Source organism: Pseudomonas maioricensis (assembly GCF_022790535.1).
Classification (GTDB): domain Bacteria; phylum Pseudomonadota; class Gammaproteobacteria; order Pseudomonadales; family Pseudomonadaceae; genus Aquipseudomonas; species Aquipseudomonas maioricensis.
Genome location: NZ_LOHG01000015.1, coordinates 19,370 through 37,091, shown reverse-complemented (window position 1 = coordinate 37,091; position 17,722 = coordinate 19,370). Strand labels below are relative to the sequence as shown.

Sequence of the window (17,722 nt, the reverse complement as noted above, 5' to 3'; positions counted from 1 at the left end):
GGTGAGCTCCTACAAGGGGCGAGTTCAATTGCATTTCGATCGGTGGCTAACTCGTACCCTGCGGGAAACGCAGCGGGTCGGAGAAGCTTGCCAGCAGATGGTCGTACACCAGGCGAACACGCGGCGCCACAGGTCCGCGCTGCGGACGATAGACGAACAACTCCCACGGCGGCGGTGCGATCTGCGCGACCACCTCCACCAGCTTGCCCTCTTTCAGATAAGGCTCAGCCAGATAACGGGGCATTTGCGCATAGGCCAGCCCCGCCAGAGCAATTTCCCGCTCGGCTTCGGGATCGTCGCAGGTAAAAGCTGCTGACTGCGGCATGAACGTCTGCCCATCGGCGAATACCCAAGGCCACGGCCGGCCGGTCTTGCGGTCGATCAGCACGGACAACGGGCGCTGTTTGAGTTCATCCAGGGTCAAGGGCTGCCCCATTGAGGCCACCAGTTGCGGCGCGGCCACTACGTGGAACGGAACAGTGCCCGCCGCCCTCGCGATATAGCGCCGGTCTCGCATATAGCCCACCCGAATGCCGATATCGACCTGTGCCTCGACGGCATCAGTCATTTCATCATCGAAGCGCAAATCGATGCGCAGCTCAGGGTGCTTGCTCATCAGGGGTTTCAGGAATTCCAGCAGGTAAAGCCGGCCGATGGCATGCGGCGCGGTGATGCCCACGCGTCCGGCCAGGCCGTCTTCTTCAATGCCGGTGTGACGGGTGAACAACTGATCGAAGCCGCTCAAGGTGTCCCGCGCCTGTCGCGCCAGATCCTCGCCGAATGCGGTGATGTGAATTTGCCGAGTGCTGCGGTGGAACAGCATTTCGCCGAGGGTGTTTTCCAGTTCCTTGATAGCCCGGGTCACGCTCTGCGGCGAAGTTCCCAGGCGACTGGCAGCCTCACGGAAGGTGTCTGATTCGGCGGCGGCGCAGAAGATTCTCAGCATTTCGACGCGGTTGAGCATGGCAACTCCTGAATACGCATCGCCCTCCCGGCTAAAGCCGGTCCTACGGGGCGCCGCATGACAAAGACAAGACGTCGGAATATTCCAATTTCTGGAATTCCTAAATCCTATCTCTTCCATTTATCGATAGGAAGAAGGCGATCACAATTGATTTCGAAAGCGGTTATCCATCTCGACATCCACTCAAAGGTATTCAGACATGAGCAATAACATCGAAGGTAAAGTTGTCGTCATCACCGGTGCCAGTAGCGGTCTGGGCGAAGCCACTGCACGTCATCTTGGCGGTCTGGGGGCGAAGGTTGTCTTGGGCGCTCGTCGCAAGGCGAACCTGGACACGCTGGTCAACGAGATCACGGCTGCAGGCGGAAACGCCGTTGCCTACCAGACTGACGTGACCCGTAAAGAAGATGTGGACGCGTTGATCAAAGGCGCACTGGATACTTTTGGCCGTGTGGACGTGTTGATCAACAACGCCGGTGCCATGGCGATCGCGCCTATGTCGGAAGGCAAGACCGATGAATGGGACCGCATGATCGACATCAACATCAAAGGTCTGCTCTACGGTATCGCCGCAACCCTGCCGGTGTTCCAGCAACAGAACAGCGGCCATTTCATCAACATCGCTTCGGTTGCGGGCATCAAGGTCTTTAGCCCGGGCGGCACTGTTTACAGCGGCACCAAGTTTGCCGTGCGGGCAATTTCCGAAGGGCTTCGTCATGAAGTCGGTGGCAGCATCCGCACCACCACCATTGAGCCAGGTGCAGTGGACTCGGAATTGAAACTGGGCAGTTCGCACCAGGCCAGCTCTGAAGCGGTGGGCGAGTTCTACATACAGGCCATCCCTGCCAGCTCCGTGGCCCGCGCCATTGCCTTCGCCATCGAGCAACCGGCAGACGTGGACATCAACGAAATCGTGCTGCGCCCGACTACTCAGGATTTTTGATTACTCGATTGTAGAGCCACGACAAAATCTGTAGGAGTGAGCTTGCTCGCGATAGCGTTCTGCCTGTCAGTTGCCGGTCGAATGACAGGACGCTATCGCGAGCAAGCTCACTCCTACAGGGGGATTGCATTTCAATTCGTTTGAATGCGCCTAAACAAGCTTACTCACCGTTTTACCAGCGCCCTTCCTCAGCGAACTCTGCTCTTTCATCGCCGCGATTTCCCGCGCCGCCTGAGCCTGGTCGAACGAGCCATCCCATTTGGCAATCGCGATCGTGCCGATGCCGTTACCAATCAGGTTGGTGACTGCCCGTGCTTCGTTGAGGAAGCGGTCGACACCCAGCAACAACACCAGGCCTACCAGCGGAATATCGCCAATCACCGACAGCGTTGCTGCCAGGGTGACAAAGCCTGCACCCGCAACGCCCGCCGAACCTTTCGAGGTCAGCAACAGCACGCCCAGCACCACCAGTTGATCCATCAAGGTCAGCGGCGTATTGGTCGCCTGCGCCACGAAGATCGCCGCCATAGTCAGATAGATGCAGGTGCCGTCGGAGTTGAAGGTGTAGCCAGTTGGCAACACCATGCCGACCACGGATTTCTTGCAGCCAAGCTTTTCCAGCTTGACCATCATTCGCGGCAGTACCGCTTCGGTTGAGCAGGTGCCGAGGGTGACCAGAATTTCATCCTTGAAGTAGCGCAAGAACTGCAACAGCGGTAAACCTGACCAGCGTGCCACGCTGCCCAATATCACGACGATGAAGAACAGCGTCGTGACGTACAGGGCGATGATCAATTGCCCCAACGACATCAGCGTGCCAATGCCGTACTTGCCGATGGTGAAGGCCATGCCTGCACCCGCGCCCAGCGGAGCGAGTTTCATGACCATCGCGACAATGCGAAACAGGGTTTGCAGCAGCAGGTCGATGACGTTGACCAGCGGCTTGCCGGTTTCGCCCAGTTGCACCAGCGCAACGCCCATCAATACCGAGACGAGGATGACCTGCAGCATCGCGCCCTTGGCGAACGCGTCGAACAGCGTCGTGGGAATGATGCCCATGAAGAACTCGATCACACCGCCCTGTGCCGCAGCGGCCTGGGTGTAACCGTTGACTGCGCTGGCATTGAGGGTGTTGACGTCGATGTTCATGCCGACGCCTGGCTTGAGCACATTGACGACCACCAGCCCGATAACCAGCGCCAGAGTAGAAAGTATCTCGAAGTAGATCAGGGCCTTGCCGCCAATACGGCCGACTTCCTTGATGCTGCCCATCTTGGCAATGCCGACTACGACCGTGCCAAAAATGATCGGCGCCAGCAACATTTTGATCAGCTTGATGAAGCCATCGGCAAGCGGTTGCAGTTTGGCACCGATATCAGGAAGGAAGAAGCCGATGGCACCGCCAATCACGATGCCGATCAACACCTGGACATACAGCTGGCCGTACCAGCGTGTGGGTGTGTTGCTCATGAGAACCTCGATCTTGTTGTTGTATGAGGAATTTCATCAATCCGTGCCTCTGTAGGAGCTGCCGAAGGCTGCGAAACGGTTGTGTCCGACACACCGCGATTCGCAGCCTTCGGCAGCTCCTACAGGGGTAAGGGTTAATTCACTATCAAGCGCCCTCACCCAGCTCGCGCATCACGGCATACAGCGCGGACTTGGCTTCGAAACCGACACCCGGGATGTCCGGCAGGCCTACATAGCTGTTCTCGACTTTGATGCCATCGGCGAAACCGCCAAATGGCTGGAACACGTCCGGATAGGACTCGTTGCCGCCCAGATGCAGGCCGGCGGCGATGTTCAGCGACATCTGGTGGCCGCCATGGGGCACGACGCGGCGCGATGACCAACCGAGTTCTTTCATCACATCGAGGGTGCGCAGGTATTCCACCAGCCCGTAAGACAGCGCGCAGTCAAACTGCACAAAGTCGCGATCAGGGCGCATGCCGCCGTGGCGCAGCAAGTTGCGTGCATCCTGATGGGAGAACAGGTTTTCACCGGTGGCCATCGGCAAGTCGTAGTGGTTGGCCAGTTCGGCCTGAAGCGCGTAGTCCAGCGGGTCGCCGGCCTCTTCGTACCAGAACAGGTTGTAAGGTTTGATGGCCTCGGCATAAGCAATCGAGGTTTTCAGGTCGAAGCGACCGTTGGCGTCGACCGCCAGACGGCGGCCATCGCCAACGACTTCCAGCACGGCTTCGATTCGGCGGATGTCTTCATCCAGCGGTACGGCACCGATTTTCATCTTCACGACGTCGTAGCCGCGGTCCAGATAACTCTGCATTTCAGCCTTGAGTTTGGTCTGGTCCTTGCCCGGATAGTAATAACCGCCCGCTGCGTAGACCCATACCTTGTCGTCCGCGACACCATCACGATAACGATCAGCCAGCAGGCGATAGAGCGGCTTGCCTTCAATCTTGGCCACCGCGTCCCATACCGCCATGTCGATGGTGCCGACGGCCACCGAACGCTCGCCGTGGCCGCCTGGCTTCTCGTTGGTCATCAGGGTTTTCCAGATGGCGAACGGATCAAGGTTGTTATGTTCCTTGTCGATCAGACTTTCAGGGTCCGCTTCGGCGATACGCGCCAGAAACCGGTCCCGCATCAGCGCACCCTGACCGTAACGCCCATTGGAGTTGAAGCCGTAGCCGATGACCGGCTTACCGTCACGGATAACGTCCGTGATGACGGCAACAACCGAGCAGGTCATTTTTGAAAAGTCGATGTAGGCGTTGGCAATAGGCGATGCGATAGAAACGGTTTTCTCGCGAATGTCCACGATGCGCATGGGATGAGTCCTCTCTGATTATTAGGTTGTTGCCGATGCCAGAGAACTCTAGGGCTAGCAGCCCGGGCGCAGCCAATGCTTATAATCGAGCACCTCATGCACAGGTGGCATTGCCCATGGAACTCGCTTGGCTGGAAGACTTTGTTGCGCTGGCAGAACTGGAAAACTTCTCTCGTGCGGCTGACTCACGCCATGTCACCCAACCGGCGTTCAGCCGCCGGATCAAATCGCTGGAGAACTGGATGGGCGTTGAGTTGTTTGAACGCACCACCCATGGCGCAACGCTGACCGACGTGGGCAGGCAGATGCTCGGCAACGCGCAGGACATGACACGCCGCCTGCATCAAATGCGTCTGGATGCCCGTGAGTTGGCAGGCAAACAGCTGCGCACGCTGTATTTCGCAGCGACTCATTCGCTGTCGTTCACGTTTTTCCCCGGCTGGATCAGAAGCATCGAACGGGAAGCGCCCATCGAAGGCGTGCGCCTGCATTCGGACAACATGCGCTCCTGTGAACAGATGCTGTTGAACGGCGAGGTGCAATTTTTGCTGTGCCACCATCACCCGGACGTGCCGCCTCGTTTTGCCAGCGAGCAGTTTCTGGGCAAAGCAGTGGGCGTCGATGTGTTGTTGCCGCTGTGCGCGCCAGGGCAGCGCAGCGCGGAGTCGAATGATCCGCTGGACTACCTCGGTTACACCGCTGATTCGGGGCTGGGCAGGATCATTAATTGGCGGCTTAACCGCTCGCAGCCGGAGCAGCCCCTGCAAACCCTGTTCAGCTCCCACTTGGCGGCGGTGCTGCTGTCGATGGTGCAAGAAGGCAAAGGCATGGCGTGGTTGCCGCGTACGTTGGCTGAGTCAGAAATGAGCCAGAACCGGTTGGTGCGGGCCTTGGAAGAAACCTGGGACATCCCCGTGGAAATCCGCCTGTTCCGCGCCCGCACGCCGCTGAGTGATTTCGCCGAGGCGTTCTGGAGTGGGTTGGGGTAGAGATCACAGGCGCCAGATGTTATCTGTGGGAGGTCTCGGAGCCTCAATATTTTGTGACATGAGGTACTATCGACGGCTCTTTGTTACATGGGTGCATGTGCCGGATGTCTTCAATTGATTCCCTTCCCGCTGTTCTTGCCGGTCCTCTGCTGCGTCGCCTTGAAACGCAACGTCTGGTGATGTGGCTGGTGGGTTCTCGGCCGTTGACGTTGACGCTGCGCCTGCCAGACCGCGATTACCCGCTCGATGAACAGCAATGTCAGGTCGTTGCAGTAGGCCGCAGTGCCTTCATTCACTTGATCGACCTGCCGCTGGATGATGCTCTGCCGTGCGATGTCGCCATTGCCTACGACCTGCTGATTGACGGCCAGCAAGGCATTGCCGAATGGGCGCCGCATCTGCTGTACGCCGACCGCACACTGCCGGATTTCGTGCTGCGCAGCACCATTGAACAACTGCTCCACGGCTCCTGCCGTAAACCGCATCACGCTGCGGACGAAGGTTTGTTGTGCGCAGACCGGCTGCTGGCGGCCAATCCCGATGCAGAGCATCGCCCAGCGCTGTTGATGATGAGCGGCGATCAGGTCTACGCCGACGACGTGGCGGGGCCGATGCTGCGCGCCATTCATGCGCTGATCGAACGGCTGGGGCTGTTCCATGAGCACCTGGACGGCGCAGTGGTCGACGACAGCGCAGCGCTCTACAACCATCCGGCCAGTTACTACAACCGTGCCGATCTGTTACCGGCACTCAAGAGCAACGACACGCTGCGTGAGCGATTCTTCGGCGGTGCACGCAAGCCGATTTTCACCAGCAGCACGGCTGATAACCATCTGGTCACGCTGTCTGAAGTGATCGCCATGTACTTGTTGGTCTGGTCGCCAGTGCCATGGACGCTGATCGCCCCGACACCACCGGTTTTCGAGGCTGGCGAGCAACCTCGCTATGAACAGGAACAGCGGAGAATCGACGCTTTTGTCGACGGTTTGGGCGGCGTATCTCGGGTATTCGCTCACTTATCATGCCTGATGATCTTTGATGATCATGACGTGACAGACGACTGGAACCTCTCGGCAAAATGGGAAGAAACCGCCTACGGCCACCCGTTTTCGAAGCGTATTATCGGTAACGCGCTGCTGGCTTATCTGCTGTGTCAGGGCTGGGGCAACAACCCGGATGCGTTCCCTGATCTATTGGAAAAAACTCAACAGCTGACCCGGCAAACATCCGATGGTTATCTGCAGAGCGAAACGCTCGACGGCCTGATCGGCACGCTGCTGAAATTCCAGCAGTGGCACTACGTGCTACCGACTTCACCCGCGCTGGTGGTGCTTGATACCCGCACCCGACGCTGGCGCAGTGAATTCAATCTGCATCAGCCTTCCGGTCTGCTCGATTGGGAAGCGCTCAGTGAGCTGCAACAGGAACTGCTGGATCATCCTTCAGCGATCATCGTTTCACCCGCGCCAGTATTCGGTGTGAAGCTGATTGAAACCGTGCAGAAAGTTTTCAGCTGGTGCGGGCATCCGCTGCTGGTCGACGCCGAAAACTGGATGGCACATCGCGGCGCAGCGCAGGTAATCCTGAACATCTTTCGACACTCGCGCACGCCGGGCAATTACGTGATTCTGTCGGGCGACGTGCATTACTCGTTCGTCTACAAAATCCTGATTCGCCATCGAACCGCTAACCCGCACATTTGGCAGGTCACCAGCAGCGGCTTGAAGAATGAATTCCCGCAAAGCCTGCTGGACTGGTTCGACCGCCTTAACCGTTGGCTGTATTCGCCTCGTTCGCCACTGAACTGGTTTACCAAGCGGCGCCTGATGCGCGTAGTGCCGCGCATCCCCGAGCACAGCAAAGCCGGTGAACGACTGTGGAATTCGGCGGGCGTGGGCCAGGTATTTTTCGATCCCAAGGGGCGGCCGACCGAGATTTACCAGCTCAACGCCAACGGGCGTGAGCCCACACGGTTCATCGAGCCAGATGGCAAGGCTTAACTGACGAAAGCTTTAGTCAGTGCGTCACGCCCCTTGCTCGTGACGTTCAAGGCTCGGGAATCTAGCTGCCGGGTAACCCAACCGCGCTTGAGCATCAGTTCCAGAATGGCGGCGCCCAGCGCGCCGCCGATATGCGGGGAGCGCTCGCTCCAGTCCATGCACGGATAAGCCAGTCGCCTGCGCTGAGCGCGCATGGCATCAACATCGACGCCCAGCTTTAACAATCGCTCGAAGCCCTTTTCGGTGAGGGTGTAATCCTTGCCCTGCGCCTCGATCCAGTTGGCTTGCAGCAGTACGTCATGAAGCCTGACCGCGACCTCACCTGCGCAGTGGTCATAACAGGTTCGCGCATGACGCAGTGCTGCAGGCGTACTGGGCTTGAAAGGAGTAGCGGGTTGGCCCGTGATGGACAACAAGGATTCCAGCGCTCGCGCCACTCTGCTGTTGGCCAATCGGTAATAGCGATGCCGGCCCTGCACGAGTTGTTCGACCAGCCCGTGCTCGCGCAGACGCGAAAAATGATTGCTGGCCATGGAGGCTGTCACGTCGGCTACCGCAGCCAGTTCGGTGGCGGTACGCGCCCGACCGTCGAGCAGGCTGCACAACATGCGCGAGCGAGCCGGGTCAGCAATGGCACCAGCGACTTCGGCGAGCGAAACCTCTGCGTATTCGACATCCATAGTTCAGCCATCCCTGAAGCATCGTTTTAGGCGCTCATCATACTGAGGTTCACCGCACATTTAGGAATTGAGTCATGAAGCAACCGGGTTTCTTTGGCAGCAAAGTCGTCGCTGCCACGTTTGTAATGGCTGTGTTTGGCTGGGGTATTGGTTTCTACGGGCCGCCGATTTTTCTCTATGCCGTGTTGCAGCGCACTGACTGGTCGGTGTCACTGTGCTCAGCGGCAGTGACGTTGCACTTTCTCGCGGGCACCCTGGTGATCGTCAATCTGCCTCGTCTCTACAAACGCATTGGTCTGGCTAGCGTGACCGTGTCCGGCGCGACGGTGCTGGCATTCGGCGTCTACGGTTGGGCGATGGCGGATCAGCCTTATCAGTTATTTATCGCGGCGCTGCTCAGCGGATTGGGATGGGTGACCATGGGCGCAGCAGCGGTCAATGCGGCCATCGCACCGTGGTTTGTCAGCAAGCGCCCCGCCGCATTGGCCATGGCTTACAACGGCGCGAGTATTGGTGGAGTGATTTTTTCATCGGCGTGGGTTTACCTGATTAATCAGCTTGGCTTTGATCAGGCGGCTCTGTGGGTGGGAGGCGTGTCGATCAGCGTTATTGCCTTGCTCGCGTTCAAGTTCTTCGCGTTGCGCCCGGAACACTTGGGGCAATACGCCGACGGTGCTGACCAGGCACCTGCCGAGGCAATAAGCCCGGCTATATCGCCCTCGAGTTCGCTGTGGCGCAATCGACAATTTTTGACCCTGGCAGCAGGCATGTCGCTGGGCCTGTTTGCGCAGATCGGATTGATTACCCATTTGTTTCTGGTGCTGGTTCAGCATTTGTCTGAGCAACAGGCAGGCTTGGCGATGGGTTTGGCAACGGCCAGTGCCATTGCTGGCCGGACACTGGTGGGCTGGTTCATGCCCGCACACGCAAACCGCCGTAATGTGGCGTGCCTGAGTTATGGCGTTCAATTGTTGGGCTGCATCGTAATGCTCGGCGTTGGCCAGGCTCCAGGGCTGGTCTGGCTGGGTGTGGTCCTGTTTGGCGCAGGAATCGGCAACGCGACTTCGCTGCCGCCACTGATTGCCCAAGCGGAATTCCCACGTCAGCACACTCAGCGCGTGGTGGCGCTGATCGTTGCGACCGCGCAAGGCTGCTATGCATTTGCTCCGGCGATTTTCGGGGTCGTGAAATCGTTGAGCGAGGGAGCTAATAGCGGGGTGTTGATATTTACCTTGGCGGCGGCGATTCAAGGGCTGGCGATAGTGGCGTTGCTGGCGGGCAAGGTTCGACATTCCTGATTGGGATTGCGCCCCCTCTGTAGGAGCTGCCGAAGGCTGCGAAGTATTTTTCCTGACAGTCCGCCATCGCAGCCTTCGGCAGCTCCTACAGGCTCCGAGTATTTTTTCAACGTGATCATTCGTTCAATCGATAGTCACCATCAAAATTCGCAAGTTCTGGTTTTTTCGGCAAAGGAGGAGGATGGCCACATACCGAAACCGCTTGTGAGGAATACGCGATGAGAATTTCTGCCCTGCTGACGCTTGTCGCCGTATTGACCGGTGGTGTCTTTGCACCCGCCTTCGCTGCCGAGCAAGCGACCTGCCACTTCCAACCGGTTGCCGACAGCAGCACCGGCCTGCAGCACTCGCAATCGGTTGGTGTGCTGTATAGCGAAAACACCGTCAGCACCCTCGCCTACCTTGAGCAGTACCATTCGGTCGCCGTGAGCGGTGCAAAAAATGCAGATCTGGATTCGCGTATTCGCGAAGCCTTCGTTAACAGCTCCGATCCGAAACTGGCCATCGACTGGCTGAAAGGCTCACTGCAAAAAGAGTTCGCCTCGGTGACTGTCTACGACAACCTTGATGCGCTGATGCAAGCCAGACCTGACGTGGTAGTGATGCTCGACACTTACAACCGTCTGGTGACCCAGCGTAATACTCAGGTCGAGGCGCGGTTTGTGGCGAAGTTTTACGACACCAATCTGCAATACATTGGCAAAGCCGAAGGCTATGGCGGCAAGGAAATGACGTCGGTGTGGGTGCATGACAAAGCCGCCGCTGAAATCGCTGCGCAGATTGATCAGCAGCGTGTCCTGCAAGTGAATGCGTTGAAACAGTTCGATGCTTCGCTGAAGGCGCTGGTGATTTCGGGGCAGGTTGCTGTTAACTGAGTTAAAAACACTACGACCTCTGTAGGAGCTGCCGAAGGCTGCGAAGCGTTTCGTCTGATAGATTGAAATCGCAGCCTTGGGCAGCTCCTACAGTGACAATGTCTCTACCTCATTGCAGCGACACGGCCGCCGCACCCCGAATTGCATCCAGCAACATCGTAAACGCCGGATTGTCGTTGTCCGAGCGCCAGATCAGGTGCAGTTCGCTTTGCACGCCCTCGCCCAGATCGATGTCGCGAAACGTCACGCCTTTGAACACCACGCTCGCCGCACAGCGCGGCACCAGCGCCAGGCCCATGCCTGCGTTGACCAGCGCCAGAATAGTCAGCGACGAACCCAGCCATTGCACGTACTGCGGCGCCACCCGCGCAGAGCGGAACATGCCGGTCAGCAATTCGTTGAACGGTGGGTAAGCCGCGTGGGAATACATCAGGAATGGCTCGGCATCCAGATCGGACACTGACACTGTTTCAGCAGTGGCCAGCCTATGCGTGCTGGGCACCGCCAACACAAACGGCTCACGTACCAGGCACTCGGTGGCAAATCCCGGCTGTAGCAACGGTGAACGAACAATCCCCAGGTCGATGCGCCGCGCCCGCATGGCTTCGTGCTGCTGGTAGGTGTTCATTTCTTCCAACGAAATCTTTACCTGCGGCTGTTTGAGTCGTGCCTCGGCAATCACCTTGGGCAGAAACTCATAGACCGCACTGCCGACAAAGCTGATGGTTACCGAGCCGATATCACCGTCGGCAAAACGCTTGGCCGCTGCAGCAGCTTGCTGGGCGCGCTCCAACAGGTTCTGCGCCTCCACGAAAAACGCCCGCCCCGCCGCCGTCAACGCCACGCTGCGAGTACTGCGCGTAAACAACGCTACGCCAAGATGATGCTCCAGCAATTGAATCTGTCGACTCAAGGGTGGCTGGGTCATGTTCAGGCGTTCAGCGGCACGACGAAAGTTAAGTTCGGTGGCGACAGTGGTGAAACAGCGAAGCTGAGCAAGCTCAAACATTGATTCATTCCAGGTATCAATCAAGTGCCAATCTAGATTAGACCGGAACAAAGACTGCGTCCATGATCGGCTCGTCCCCAAAAAAATAATGATCGGGAGTCGCCTCAGTGAACACAGTCCAAAGTCCGACGGACGCCTCAGCGCTTGCCCGGGCAGCCGCCAAGGTCAAGCGCCACGTCCTGCCCCTGTTCGTCATCATGTTCATCGTCAATTACATTGACCGGGTGAACATCGGCTTCGTGCGTAGCCATCTGGAAACCGACCTCGGTATTGGCGCAGCAGCGTACGGCCTGGGTGCCGGGCTGTTCTTTGTCGGCTACGCGATTTTCGAAGTCCCTTCCAACATGCTGCTGCAACGCTATGGCGCTCGCGCCTGGCTGACGCGGATCATGTTCACCTGGGGTCTGGCGGCAATGGCCATGGCCTTCGTCCAGGGTGAAACCAGCTTCTACGTGCTGCGGTTCATTCTCGGTGCAGCCGAAGCCGGCTTCTTCCCCGGCATCATTTATTACTTCACCCAGTGGTTGCCCGGCGCAGACCGCGGCAAGGCCATGGCTATTTTCCTGAGTGGCTCCGCCATCGCTTCGGTGATCTCTGGCCCGGTATCGGGAGCGCTGTTGCACATCAGCGGCATGGGCCTGCATGGCTGGCAGTGGATGTTTCTGATCGAAGGCTTTGCTTCGGTGGTGCTCTGCGCATTCGTCTGGTTCTGGCTGCAATCGCATCCCAGCGAAGCCAAGTGGCTGAGCGATGAAGAAAAGGCTGCGCTGATCGGCGCCATTGCCCAAGAGCAGCGCGAACGCGAGGCCTCGCAAACCATCAAGCCATCGATGTTCAAACTGCTGGCCGACAAACAGATCGCGCTGTTCTGCTTCATCTATTTCTCCATCGCCTTGACCATCTACGGCGCCACTTTCTGGCTGCCGAGCATGATCAAGAAGATGGGTAATCTGGGTGATTTCCAGGTGGGCCTGTTCAACTCGATCCCGTGGATTATTTCGATCATCGCCATGTACGGTTTTGCGGCCATGGCAGGCAAATGGAAATACCAGCAGGCCTGGGTTGCGGTGACATTGGTGATCGCCTCGTTCGGCATGTTCATGTCCACCACCGGTGGCCCGGTCTTCGCGTTCGTCGCCATCTGCTTCGCGGCGATTGGTTTCAAAGCGGCTTCGGCGCTGTTCTGGCCGATCCCGCAAGGCTATCTGGACGCGCGAATCGCCGCAGCAGTCATCGCCCTGATCAATTCCATCGGCAACCTCGGCGGCTTCGTTGCGCCCACCGCGTTTGGCTTCCTTGAACAAACCACCGGTTCCATCGAAGGCGGTTTGTATGGCCTGGCGATTACCTCACTCGTAGCCGCAGTGGTGATCTTCTTCGCCCGCACCAAGCCTCGTGGCGACACACCAGGCGTGCTGGGCGGCAAGCCTGACGACGCGAAAAAAAACATGGATAAGCCTCAAGCCCTGACATCGGGAGCAGCCTCTTGAAAATCAAACGTGTAACCGTCACCCCCATTGCCTTTCGTGATCCGCCCCTGCTCAACGCCAGCGGCATTCACGAGCCGTTCGCGCTGCGCTCGATCATCGAGGTTGAAAGCGATAACGGCTACATCGGCCTGGGCGAAAGCTACGGCGACGCCCCGGCGCTGGCGATCCAGCAACAATTGCAGAGTCAGTTGATTGGCCTGGATCCATTCAACCTCAACCAGTTGCGGGCCATCGTGCAAGCAACCGTAGCAGCCAACAAACCGGCGAGCATAGCGGGTGCGGAACTGGCCCCCGGTTCCCATGCCAGCAAAGCGGTGAGCAATGCTTATTCGGCTTTCGAAGTTGCGTTCCTGGATTTGCAGGCCCACTACCTGAACGTTCCACTGGTGGACCTGCTTGGCGGCGCGATTCGCGATGAGATTCCGTTCAGCGCCTACCTGTTCTTCAAGTACGCCCAGCATGCGGATTCGCCTTACAAGCCGGACAATTGGGGCGAGGCGCTGAATGAAGAACAGATCGTCGCCCAAGCCCGGCGAATGATCGAAGAATACGGTTTCAAGAGCATCAAGCTGAAGGCCGGGACGCTCCCCCCGGAGCATGAAGTGTCCTGTATCAAGGCGCTGAAAAAAGCCTTTCCCGGTTACCCGCTGCGTATCGACCCCAATGGCAACTGGTCGCTGGAAACCTCGATTCGCATGGCCGAATTGCTAGGCGATGACCTGCAGTATTACGAGGATCCGACGCCAGGTCTTGAGGGCATGTCCGAGCTGCACAAACGCACCGGCTTGCCGCTGGCGACCAACATGGTGGTGACGGATTTTGATGAGTTCCGCCGCAGCGTCGCGCTCAACAGCGTGCAGATTGTGCTCGCCGACCACCATTACTGGGGCGGCCTTCGCGACACTCAAGCACTGGCCAAGATGTGCGACACCTTCGGGCTCGGCGTCTCGATGCACTCCAACTCGCACCTGGGCATCAGCCTGATGGCGATGGCGCATGTCGCCGCGTCAGTGCCGAATCTGGATTACGCCTGCGATACCCACTACCCATGGCAGGAACCGGATGAGGAAGTGATCAAGGGCGGCAAGCTGCCGATTGTCGACGGCTGCGTGAAAATCACTCGCGCGCCAGGGCTGGGTCTGGAGCTGGATCGGGATCAACTGGGCAAGCTGCACGATCAATATTTGACCTGCGGCATCCGCCAGCGCGATGACGTGAAACAGATGCAACGTTACAAACCCGACTGGAAGGCGGTTAAGCCGCGGTTCTGATCTGCCCTGGCTCACCAGACATACCTTTGGCCCGACACTCCCCCTGTGCCGGGCTTTTTTTACAGCCAGCGATTTATGTAGGAGCTGCCGAAGGCTGCGAATCGGTACATCTGACACACCGCAAATCGCAGCCTTCGGCAGCTCCTACAAAATCAGCGGATCACGCCAATGCGGGCGCAGCCATTCTCACATCCCGACGTGCCAGCACCAGATAGAACGCGCCACCCAGGAAGCAGCCGGTGAACCATGCAAAGTTGGCGATGGGCTTGAACCAGGGCACGAAGGTAAACAACAAACCAATCAGCGTGGCAGCCAGCAACGCTTTGATCGCCACCGGGTTGAAGCCGTTGGTGTACCAGTAGCGGCCAGCCGGGGTGTCGTCGAACAGTGCATCCACATCGATGTACTGCTTTTTGATCAAGTAGAAATCCACCAGCAGGATGCCGAACAGCGGGCCGATAAAGGCCGCCAGCACGTCCAGGGTGTAGTGAATCACTTCCGGATTGTTGAACAGGTTCCACGGCGTGATAAAGATGGACGCCACTGCCGCGATCATGCCGCCCGCACGCCAGCTGATTTTGCTCGGGGCGCAGTTGGCGAAATCGAAGGCCGGGGACACGAAGTTGGCCACGATGTTGATGCCAATGGTGGCGGTCACAAAGGCAAACGCGCCCAGCAACACCGCAACGGTGTTGTCGATGCGTGCCACGGTGGCGATAGGGTCATGAATCATTTCGCCGAAGACCGGCAAGGTCCCGGACACGATCACCACCGTCACCAGCGAGAACGCCAGAAAATTCACTGGCAAGCCCCAGAAGTTTCCGCGTTTAACGTCAGCCATGCTCCGGCAATAACGACTGAAATCGCCAAAATTCAACGTAGGCCCGGAGAAGTACGACACCACCAGAGCCGTTGCCATGACCACCTGACCGAATGCTTCCCAGCCGCTCAGGGATTTTTCCGACAGGGTGAAACTGATGTTGCTCCAGCCTGCTTTCCAGACGATCCAGCCAGCCAGCAGGAACATGACCGCGTAGACCACCGGCCCCGCCCAGTCGATGAAGCGACGAATCGAATCCATACCGCGCCAGAACACAATGGCCTGCAATACCCAAAGGGTGAGGAAGCCCATCCAGCCGAGATAAGACAACCCGGCGAAGTGCACCTGAGCGAGGCTTTCCATGGACGGAAAGAAGCGCAGTACGACAATGACCAGTGCGCTGGACGCCAGATAGGTTTGCACCCCATACCAGGCAACTGCGATCAAACCGCGAATTACCGCCGGAATGTTTGCACCGAACACACCGAACGCCAATCGGCAAATAACCGGATAAGGCACGGCGGCTTGCTGACTCGGCTTGGCGAGCAGGTTGGCGATGACCTGAATGATGCAAATCCCGACCAGCAAGGCGATCAACACTTGCCAACTGGCGAGCCCCAACGCGAACAGGCTCGCGGCGAAGACATAACCGCCAACGCTGTGCACGTCGCTCATCCAGAACGCGAAGATGTTGTACCAGGTCCATTTCTGCTTAACCGGGCCGAGATCTTCGTTGTACAAGCGAGGGCTGTAGCCCTTTGGAATTTCTGGATTCATCGCACGCACACTCCTTTGATCGATGCCGCTCCGGAGACTGCATACGGAGGCTGGCGTTATTTGTATACGATCTGAAAGGCATGATGCATGCCAAACACGGCGAATGCGCCCAAAACGCAGGCGCTAGAAGTGTCCGGGCATCTTAGCCGCAGAGCCGCCCTATCTTTAAATGCTCAATTAAAGTGCATAAATGCGCAGTGTCAGTGCATACAATCGGCGTAACTACGGCCATAAGCGGTGATGGCAAACCGACCAGACTTTGTATACGATCAGCCACACATTCACCGGTTAAAGCGGCCTTATGAATCCTCTCTTCCTCGCCACCCCTGCGATGAGCGACTCCACATTGAGCCGCGATGAACAGATCTATCAGGACATTCTGGAAGCCATCGTCGAACACCGACTATTGCCGGGCACTCGCTTGCCCGAAGATGCCTTGGCGGAAGTGTTTGCCATCAGCCGGACCGGTATTCGCAAAGTGCTGCAACGGCTGGCACTGGAGCGGCTGGTGACGTTACGCACCAATCGCGGCGCGGAAGTCGCGCAGCCCACCGCTAAAGAAGCTCAGGATGTGTTTGCTGCCAGGCAATTGATAGAGCCTGCGCTGATGCCAGCCGTGGCCGAACAGATTGACGCCGCGCAACTGAACACACTGCGCACGCTGGTCGATGAGGAACATCAGGCTCAGCGCGACGGTTTGCACAGCAAAGCCATTCAGCTGTCTGCGCGTTTTCACGTGCAATTGGTCGCGCTGGCCGACAATCAGGTGCTGACCGAACAGGTTGCCCAACTGACCACGCGTTCGTCGCTGATCATCGCGGTTTACGGTTCGCGCCACAGTGTCGGCTGTGACTGTGGCGACCACGAGGAACTGCTCGGGCTGCTCGAAGAAGGCAAAGGTACGTTGGCTGCGCAATGGATGGGCAAGCATCTGGCAAGCATTCGCGCCAGTTTGCAGGTCGATCAGGTGACGCCGGTCGAGCCGGACTTCAAAACCATTTTCAAGCGTTGATCCGCGAGTCGAGTCGAAATGAAAATCCAGGTCATCAACCCCAATACCAGCCTGAGCATGACGGCGAGCATCGGCCGGGCTGCCCGCGCGGTGGCACGGGCCGACACTGAAGTCATCGCCTGCTGCCCGGACGCCGGCCCCGAATCCATCGAAGGCCATTTCGACGAGGCCATTGCCGCCGTCGGCGTGCTGGAAGAAGTTCGCAAGGGCGTCGAAGCGGGTTACGACGCACACATCATTGCCTGCTTCGGCGATCCGGGCTTACTGGCTGCGCGCGAACTGGCGCGCGGCCCGGTCATTGGCATTGCCGAAGCGGCCTTTCATGTCGCCAGCCTGATCTGCACGCGGTTTGCGGTGGTCACCACCCTGACCCGCACGCGAATCATTGCTGAGCATCTACTTCGCAACTACGGCATGACCGAGCATTGCACCTCGGTACGCTGCGTTGATGTGCCTGTGCTGGAACTGGAAAGCATGGGTGAGCACGCCCTGGCTGAACGCATTGCCGAACAGGCGATATACGCGCGCGACAACGAAGGTGCGGGCGCGATCATTCTCGGTTGCGGCGGGATGGCAGACTTGCCGGGGCTGGTCAGCGAAATGACGGGCTTGCCGGTGGTAGACGGCGTCGCCGCCGCCGTCAAACTTGCCGAGGCATTGGGTGAACTTGGGCTCGCTACCAGCAAACACGGGGACCTGGCCTTTCCGTTGGCCAAGCGCTTTACTGGGCGCTTTGCGCATTTCGGTCGATAACCAAGCCAGCGCTCATCAAAAAATACAAATGACTGGATAGAAATGCATTTTCT

General features: G+C 58.2%; 15 protein-coding genes. 9 read left to right on the top strand and 6 right to left on the bottom strand.

Features of this window, described 5'->3' with window-relative positions:
• Window positions 1–46 precede the first annotated feature (46 nt).
• Entirely contained in the window at window positions 47–964 is a 918-nt protein-coding gene (locus AUC61_RS20660) for a LysR family transcriptional regulator (protein ID WP_243248005.1), read from the bottom strand.
• A 199-nt stretch (window positions 965–1,163) separates the two neighbouring features.
• On the opposite strand from AUC61_RS20660, the gene AUC61_RS20655 reads away from it, so the two are divergent.
• Window positions 1,164–1,907: an SDR family oxidoreductase gene (locus AUC61_RS20655; RefSeq protein WP_243248004.1), complete on the top strand. Its 744-nt coding sequence runs from the start codon at window positions 1,164–1,166 to the stop codon at window positions 1,905–1,907.
• A 150-nt stretch (window positions 1,908–2,057) separates the two neighbouring features.
• On the opposite strand, the gene dctA is transcribed toward AUC61_RS20655, so the two are convergent.
• Together dctA and AUC61_RS20645 are read right to left on the bottom strand one after the other, a co-directional pair.
• Window positions 2,058–3,377: a C4-dicarboxylate transporter DctA gene (gene dctA, locus AUC61_RS20650; RefSeq protein ID WP_243248003.1), complete on the bottom strand. Its 1,320-nt coding sequence runs from the start codon at window positions 3,375–3,377 to the stop codon at window positions 2,058–2,060.
• A 145-nt stretch (window positions 3,378–3,522) separates the two neighbouring features.
• The gene (locus AUC61_RS20645; protein WP_122663228.1) at window positions 3,523–4,695 is read right to left on the bottom strand and encodes a mandelate racemase/muconate lactonizing enzyme family protein; all 1,173 of its coding nucleotides are present in this window, start codon (window positions 4,693–4,695) and stop codon (window positions 3,523–3,525) included.
• A gap of 116 nt (window positions 4,696–4,811) precedes the next feature.
• Between AUC61_RS20645 and AUC61_RS20640 the strand changes: the two genes are divergently transcribed.
• Window positions 4,812–5,684: a LysR family transcriptional regulator gene (locus AUC61_RS20640; RefSeq protein WP_243248002.1), complete on the top strand. Its 873-nt coding sequence runs from the start codon at window positions 4,812–4,814 to the stop codon at window positions 5,682–5,684.
• A gap of 104 nt (window positions 5,685–5,788) precedes the next feature.
• Entirely contained in the window at window positions 5,789–7,684 is a 1,896-nt protein-coding gene (locus tag AUC61_RS20635) for a metallophosphoesterase family protein (RefSeq protein ID WP_243248001.1), read from the top strand.
• Here the strand turns inward: AUC61_RS20635 and AUC61_RS20630 are convergent.
• Entirely contained in the window at window positions 7,681–8,364 is a 684-nt protein-coding gene (locus tag AUC61_RS20630; protein ID WP_243248000.1) for an ArsR/SmtB family transcription factor, read from the bottom strand. The two genes, AUC61_RS20635 and AUC61_RS20630, sit on opposite strands and share 4 nt — an antisense overlap.
• 74 nt (window positions 8,365–8,438) lie before the next feature.
• On the opposite strand from AUC61_RS20630, the gene AUC61_RS20625 reads away from it, so the two are divergent.
• Complete coding sequence (locus AUC61_RS20625) at window positions 8,439–9,662, top strand: MFS transporter (protein ID WP_243247999.1); 1,224 nt, start codon at window positions 8,439–8,441, stop codon at window positions 9,660–9,662.
• Window positions 9,663–9,880: 218 nt separating this feature from the next.
• Window positions 9,881–10,537: an ATPase gene (locus AUC61_RS20620; protein WP_243247998.1), complete on the top strand. Its 657-nt coding sequence runs from the start codon at window positions 9,881–9,883 to the stop codon at window positions 10,535–10,537.
• A gap of 109 nt (window positions 10,538–10,646) precedes the next feature.
• On the opposite strand, the gene AUC61_RS20615 is transcribed toward AUC61_RS20620, so the two are convergent.
• The gene (locus tag AUC61_RS20615; RefSeq protein ID WP_243247997.1) at window positions 10,647–11,546 is read right to left on the bottom strand and encodes a LysR family transcriptional regulator; all 900 of its coding nucleotides are present in this window, start codon (window positions 11,544–11,546) and stop codon (window positions 10,647–10,649) included.
• Window positions 11,547–11,653: 107 nt separating this feature from the next.
• Here AUC61_RS20615 and AUC61_RS20610 point away from each other — a divergent pair, with 107 nt between their 5' ends.
• Entirely contained in the window at window positions 11,654–13,036 is a 1,383-nt protein-coding gene (locus AUC61_RS20610) for an MFS transporter (protein ID WP_243247996.1), read from the top strand.
• The gene (locus AUC61_RS20605) at window positions 13,033–14,307 is read left to right on the top strand and encodes a glucarate dehydratase family protein (protein WP_243247995.1); all 1,275 of its coding nucleotides are present in this window, start codon (window positions 13,033–13,035) and stop codon (window positions 14,305–14,307) included. Before AUC61_RS20610 ends, AUC61_RS20605 begins: the two co-directional genes overlap by 4 nt.
• A gap of 160 nt (window positions 14,308–14,467) precedes the next feature.
• Here AUC61_RS20605 and AUC61_RS20600 read toward each other — a convergent pair whose 3' ends face one another.
• Window positions 14,468–15,904, bottom strand: a complete 1,437-nt coding sequence (locus AUC61_RS20600; RefSeq protein ID WP_243247994.1) for an NCS1 family nucleobase:cation symporter-1 — start codon at window positions 15,902–15,904, stop codon at window positions 14,468–14,470.
• A gap of 301 nt (window positions 15,905–16,205) precedes the next feature.
• Between AUC61_RS20600 and AUC61_RS20595 the strand changes: the two genes are divergently transcribed.
• Together AUC61_RS20595 and AUC61_RS20590 are read left to right on the top strand one after the other, a co-directional pair.
• Complete coding sequence (locus AUC61_RS20595) at window positions 16,206–16,916, top strand: GntR family transcriptional regulator (RefSeq protein ID WP_243247993.1); 711 nt, start codon at window positions 16,206–16,208, stop codon at window positions 16,914–16,916.
• An 18-nt stretch (window positions 16,917–16,934) separates the two neighbouring features.
• A complete protein-coding gene (locus AUC61_RS20590; protein ID WP_243247991.1) occupies window positions 16,935–17,669 on the top strand; it encodes an aspartate/glutamate racemase family protein in 735 nt (244 codons plus the stop codon).
• Window positions 17,670–17,722 lie beyond the last annotated feature (53 nt).

Excerpts from the sequence above, each read along its gene's own strand:
- AUC61_RS20615 (WP_243247997.1), bottom strand. The coding sequence starts at position 11,546 with ATGTTTGAGCTTGCTCAGCTTCGCTGTTTCACCACTGTCGCCACCGAA.
- AUC61_RS20645 (WP_122663228.1), bottom strand. The coding sequence starts at position 4,695 with ATGCGCATCGTGGACATTCGCGAGAAAACCGTTTCTATCGCATCGCCT.
- AUC61_RS20620 (WP_243247998.1), top strand. The coding sequence starts at position 9,881 with ATGAGAATTTCTGCCCTGCTGACGCTTGTCGCCGTATTGACCGGTGGT.
- AUC61_RS20635 (WP_243248001.1), top strand. The coding sequence starts at position 5,789 with ATGTCTTCAATTGATTCCCTTCCCGCTGTTCTTGCCGGTCCTCTGCTG.
- AUC61_RS20600 (WP_243247994.1), bottom strand. The coding sequence starts at position 15,904 with ATGAATCCAGAAATTCCAAAGGGCTACAGCCCTCGCTTGTACAACGAA.
- AUC61_RS20595 (WP_243247993.1), top strand. The coding sequence starts at position 16,206 with ATGAATCCTCTCTTCCTCGCCACCCCTGCGATGAGCGACTCCACATTG.
- AUC61_RS20655 (WP_243248004.1), top strand. The coding sequence starts at position 1,164 with ATGAGCAATAACATCGAAGGTAAAGTTGTCGTCATCACCGGTGCCAGT.
- AUC61_RS20640 (WP_243248002.1), top strand. The coding sequence starts at position 4,812 with ATGGAACTCGCTTGGCTGGAAGACTTTGTTGCGCTGGCAGAACTGGAA.
- AUC61_RS20625 (WP_243247999.1), top strand. The coding sequence starts at position 8,439 with ATGAAGCAACCGGGTTTCTTTGGCAGCAAAGTCGTCGCTGCCACGTTT.
- AUC61_RS20660 (WP_243248005.1), bottom strand. The coding sequence starts at position 964 with ATGCTCAACCGCGTCGAAATGCTGAGAATCTTCTGCGCCGCCGCCGAA.
- AUC61_RS20590 (WP_243247991.1), top strand. The coding sequence starts at position 16,935 with ATGAAAATCCAGGTCATCAACCCCAATACCAGCCTGAGCATGACGGCG.
- AUC61_RS20630 (WP_243248000.1), bottom strand. The coding sequence starts at position 8,364 with ATGGATGTCGAATACGCAGAGGTTTCGCTCGCCGAAGTCGCTGGTGCC.
- dctA (WP_243248003.1), bottom strand. The coding sequence starts at position 3,377 with ATGAGCAACACACCCACACGCTGGTACGGCCAGCTGTATGTCCAGGTG.